The sequence below is a fragment of the Acidovorax sp. KNOB132 genome (genome assembly GCF_057541515.1).
The window spans coordinates 1-5,724 of record NZ_BAAJYT010000228.1; the positions used below are offsets into that span (position 1 = coordinate 1).

Consider the following 5,724-nt stretch of genomic DNA (forward strand, 5'->3'; position numbering starts at 1 on the left):
GTGGCGCTGCTGGTGGCGGGCAAGAGCTTTTCGATGCCCTCGCTCATCGGGCTCATCATGCTGATGGGCATCGCCACCAAGAACTCCATCCTGCTGGTGGAGTACGCCATCGTGGCGCGCCGCGACCAGGGCATGAGCCGCTGGGACGCGCTGCTGGATGCCTGCCACAAGCGCGCGCGGCCCATCATCATGACCACGCTCGCCATGGGCGCCGGCATGATGCCCATCGCCCTGGCGCTGGGCAGCGCCGACATGAGCTTTCGCTCGCCCATGGCGGTGGCGGTGATCGGCGGGCTCATTACCTCGACCGTGCTCAGCCTGCTGGTGGTGCCGGCGGTGTTCACCTACGTGGACGACTTCGCGCAGTGGTTCCAGCGCCGGGTGATGCGGCGGCCCCCACCAGCCCCCCAGGCACCCCGCGCGCCCGAAGCGCCGCACCCGCTGTGAGTGGCGGCGCGGCGGCGCCCTGCCATCGGTGCCGCCCGCCCCTCTAGCACAGGGTTTGCGCTGCCGCGCCCAAGGCGCGGCGGCCTTTTCGCGTGCAGATGCACGGCTTCGCATCACCGGGAAAGCTGCCAGGACTTGTATACAACCATGGGATTCCAGAAGAATTCCAGGGAGACAAGACCATGCGTGCCACCAGTTCAGGGGAAATCCAGCCGGCCGGACGGCCTCCGTCCACGCCTGCACGGCCTGCGTCCCCGGTCCCGGATGCCCGGAGCGCAGCGCCAGCCTGAAGGGGCCGGAGGGGCTCGCTGCGCGCGGCAAGAGCGGATCGGCGGCGGTCTACACCACCGCCAACATGGCGCAGCGCTCGGACCGGACCGTCCTGTCCAAGCTCAAAAGCCTCTGGAAGGGCGGCAAGACCACGGCCAACGCCAGCCTGGGCCCGCTGGCGGTGGGCACGCAGACCCAGCACCCGGTGGTGCGGCACAACCAGGTGCAGGCGCCGCGGTTCGAGGCGGACGGACGGGTGCCACTGCCCAACGCCACCAAGACCGGGCTGGCGCAGGCCGTGCAGGAGGCACTGCACCAGGTGGAGACCGGCCAGTCGCCCGGTACCGAAGGATCGGGCCGGGACGGCGGCATCGCGGGCACGGCGGCGTACTGGGCCCAGCAGGCGCTGTCCGTGCTGTCGCTGGGCAAGGGCCCTGCCAGTGTGCCCAGCGACGCGCTGGAGATGTTCTATGAAGCCGGGGGCCTCAAGGCAGGGGGCCAGAGCAGCCAGGGCAGGGCCACGGCGGAGACGAAGTCCATCGTGCTGGGCCATCTGGAAGGCCTGGTCCATGCCGAGAAGGCCAAGGCCACCATCCACCTGGCCACCCAGGCCGCGTTGCCCGGTGGCGCGCGCGTGAACACGGAAGGCGCATTGCAGCAGCTGACCGACGCCGCCAAGGCCGCCGAGCAGCGCTCCAAGGACGCGGCGACCGCCGCCAACGCCAGGATGGTCGCTGAACTGCTCTCGGGCGTGCCCGAGCCCCTGCAGCCCCGGCTGCAGGCAGCCACCGACACGCTGGTCGCGGCCCTGAACCACGGCACCAAGGTGCCCGACGTGCTGGCCGTCGAGCTGCTGATCAACACCGCCCGCGACACCTTCGCCGGCGATCCCGAGGGGCTGGCGACGGCCATGGAAAACCTGTCGCACAGCTCGCCGGCCCGGCTGGTCGGCCTGGTGCACGACGCCCTGCAGCCTTCCCCACCGGACCGCGAAACCCGCGCCGACCTGCAGCCGCTGTCGCGCCTGGCGTGCGCCATCGCCAGGCCGGCAGGCGGCATGCGCCTGCTGGCCAGGATGACGGACCCTCCCGCCGCCGGGACCCGGCAGGATGCCTTGCAGGTGGCCATGTCGGCGATGCTGCATCTGCAGTCGTCCCGGCAGCAGGAGGGCCCCGGATCGGCCGAGGCCCCGGCGGACATGGCGTTGCTGCGCGACGCAGTGGCGCATGCGGTCGAGCTGGCCCAGCCACGGCACCACCCGGTGCCCGAATCCGAGCGGACGGTGGCGCAGCGCACCGCGTTCCATTGCCTGCAGAACGGGTTCACGACCAAGGCGCCGGGATCCAGCTACGACCGCGTGCGCCAGCGGCTGCTGCAGTTCAGCGACGGCGCGCTCGACCAGACCAGCCAGCGCAACGCGCGCGCGGCGTCCGGGCGGATGGGGCGGTTCCAGAACTGGCTGACGGGCGGGCTGCCCAAGGCCATCGTCAAGAACTCGGCGGGCATGGAAGGGCTGCTCGCGCCTGCGCTGCCCGCCATCGCGTCCTGGCTGCCTGGCGCGCAGCCGACGATGTGGCGCAAATCGGTCATGCGCAAGATGACCGCCGCCGCCAGCGAGAACGGCATGCTGCCGCGCCGCGACGAAGCCGTGGCATCGCTGCACCGCACCGCCACCGACCTGCGCATCGATCTCCAAGCGCGCGCAGGGGCCGGCGCGCTGCCAGCCGAAACCCTGATGCTCGGGGTGCTGAAGGAGCTGGGGCTGGGCGGGAGCGCGCCGGCCCCTTCGCAGAACACGCTCAAGCACCTGGGCAAGGGCTTTTTCCAGAAAGTGGAGGCCCACCTGGGGGCCGAGGGCATGGCCGGGCTGCCCCCGGGCCTGGCCGCCGACTGGCAATCGCTGCGCGGCAGCCGCCCCAATGTCGGGCACATCCTGAGGGTGCTGGGAGAGCACACCGATCTGCGCGCGCTGGCCGATGGCACGCTGTCGCCCACGGTGGGCCCCAGCCAGGTCGCCCGGGGCCTGCGCACCGATGCCATCGCCCACGAAGCCATCGGCGGCTTCCACGAGATTGCCGAAGCGGCCAGGGCCGCGGCCGGCGTGGAAGCGCCGCAGACCCGGGCACTGGCCGACCTCATGGTGGTATCGGCCGACCTGCTGGCCAAGGTGAAGCCCGCGGCCGCCTTGCGGTCCCTGCGCATCGACACCTTCGAGGCCATCGAAAGCAAGCTCACCCAGGACTGGCTCAAGACCCTGCCCGAGGGCGAGCGGCCGTCCCGGGAAGAGGCCCTGGACCAGGTGCAGGACGCCTGGCCCGCTTCGGTGCGCAGCGCCTGGTCCCAGATGAAGGAATCGGGCGACGATGCGGGCCGGCTGATGCGCACCCTGGTCGATGCGGCCCTGGCCGTGCCATGGAGCCCGCCCGCGGCCACCACCGGCGCGGCCTCCGGCAGCACCGCGCCCCGCACGGTGGCCGATACCGTGAAAACGGCGGCGCCCGCGCTGCAGGCCCTGCAGCGGGACGTGCACGTGAACCGCTTCGAGCTGTGCGTGTCCGACACCATCACGCTGTTCAACGACCTGCGCGGCCCGGCCGACGCGGCCGAAGTGATGAAATCGCTGTCGCAGCGCATCAGCCTGGGCGAGAAGATCAAGAGCAGCGATGCGCGGCTGGCCCGGCTGGAACTGGGCAAGGCCGTGTCGGTGACCACCGCCACGCCGGAACTCGTCACGCCGATCGCGGGCATCGGCCTGGGGCACGAGCGCTCGATGGACCTGAACATGGTCGGTGCGGCCATGCAGATGCAGATCGCCACGGCGGACTCCAAGAACGCCAACGTGGGGCTCAGCGTGGGCCTGCGGCGCGAGCTGGGGAACCAGGACCACGAGTTCAACCTGGGCGATGACGAAGCAGGCATCGCGCTGCGCTTCGACATGCGCCTGGAGGCCGGCGGCGAAACCTCGCGCACCGAGGGCGTGAGCCTGCGCATGCAGCGCACCGCCTCCCATGAGGACACCTTGCGGCGGCACTTCGCCGATGCGCTCATTGCCATGGCCCACGGGGGCGCCGCATCGTCGGAGGGCGGCCCGGACATGGATCCTCTGGCCTACCTGCTGGAGCACTTTCCTGCGCTGGCCGTGGCGGAGCTGTCCAACACCAAACGCAGCCGTACGTCCGAGATGGCCATCGGCGCCAACGCCATGGTCCGCGCGCGCGGGCCGCGGGACCGCGACGAGCACGACCGCAAGGCCACGCGGCGCGCCATCGGCGTCGGCGTGCAGGCGGGGGTCGCCAGCAGCAACCAGCGTTCGCGCTCGGTGCAGACGGAAAGCCGTTCGGGGCTGAATGTGGAGGAGTACAAGCTGTCGGCGCAGCACCGGGCCGATGTCCGTGCGAGCGCCAACGCCAGCCTGGGGCTGGTGCCGGCATCCAGGCACGATCCGGAAAGGGCCGCCCAGGCGCGCGGGGCCGGGCTGGACTTTCGCAAGCAACTGGCCAACAGCGGGGTCGATACCACGCTGCGCATGACGACCCGCCATGGCGAGACCTGGGCCGACCAGACCCAGATGATCCGCGAGTTCGAAGACCTGGATGATTTTCTGGCCGAGCTCGAACCCCGGATGCACGAGTTCGTTTCGGTCATGGCCGCACGCGACGGCGTGCCGCATGCCTCGGCGGAAGAAAAGACCGGCCGCGCCTGGCTGCGCCTGCAGGACACCCTGGTCCAGGCCGCACAGGCCAGCGCGCCTGGCATGACGTTTTCCGTGGTGACCAAGCTGCGCCCCCAGGCGGCTGAGGCCTACGACAAGCTGCAGGGCCTGGCACAGCAAGCCACCGAGACGGGCCAGAAAGCCGCCGCCGCAGCGCAGCAGGCGACCGAAGCCGCCCGGCGAGCCACCATGGAAAGCCAGCAGGCCCAGGCCGCCATCCGGCGGGCTGCTGCCGCGGGCCAGCCCGCCGAGGCACTGGCCCAGCAAGAGGCCGTGGCACGATTGCGGGACCTGGCGGCCACCCAGCAGGCCGAGGCAGCGCGCCAGCAGGCGATTGCGCAGGGACAGCAGGCCAAGGCCGACGGCTACCGTGCCAAGGTGCGCACCCTGCTGGACAGCCACGACGCCTGGACCGCCAACAACCTGCAATTCAAGACGAAGGCCAAGGACGAGGCATCGCAGAGCGCCGCACTCGGCATGCTGCAGGGCAAGGCGGCTTCGGAGTCCACCCGGCTGCACGAATTCCTGCCGGCAGGCTCCCAGCAGGTGGGCCGCACCCCGCAGCAGCACGCCGCGGCCCCGGATGACCACTCGGCCCGATGGGCGCCGAAATTCGCCCCGGTGGCGCAGAACCCCGAGCCCAGGCCCGATCCTGAAACGGAAGTCGAAATCGAACGGGAGCCGGCGGCCGCCGCCGATCCCCAGGCGGTCTGGCGCGCCCGCGCCGAAGCCCAGGCCACCAAGCTCACGGCCCAGGCACAACAGCAAGCGCAAGGCCTCTTCACCCGGGCCAACGACGGCGTGAACAAGGCGCAGGAGCCCGAGGAGCAGGACCTGCAGACGCCCCAAGCCCCGGACGTCGAACCCCCACCAACGCGGCAACGGCGCCCGACGCTGGGCCAGTTGTTCAAGGAGCCGTTCAACGACCAGCACCCCCTTCACCCGCTCCCCAGGCCGCCGGTCATCGCCAGCCCCTCCTTGCGCGACTGGGTGCCCGAAGACGATGGCGTGGACAGCGAGCCGTCCGAGAGCAATCCCCTTCCGCTGCCACCCGAGGGGGCTACCCCGCCCACGAGCGCAGCGGGACGCCGGGCCACGCCTGCGGGCCCCCGGTGGTCCCCCACGACCCCGCAGCCCATGCCCCTGCCCACGCCGGAGTCCGTCGGGGCTACGGGCCGCGCGGTACCGCGGCCCGTGCCCCCCAACTTCGACCCACGGCGGCCCCCCGTGACCCCGCAGCCCCTTCCGCTGCCCACGCGGCCGGCCGGCCGCAGCGCCGGATCCGGCGTGGACGC

General features: G+C 71.6%; 2 protein-coding genes. Both read left to right on the forward strand.

Going from position 1 to position 5,724, the window contains the following annotated elements; translation table 11 throughout:
- Positions 1 to 447 (forward strand): efflux RND transporter permease subunit (locus AC27IO_RS19545; RefSeq protein WP_487115473.1); only part of this gene is annotated, 447 nt, incomplete at its 5' end.
- 355 nt (positions 448 to 802) lie between these two features.
- On the forward strand, positions 803 to 5,724 hold a 4,922-nt coding region (locus AC27IO_RS19550; RefSeq protein WP_498740288.1), incomplete at its 3' end, for a hypothetical protein.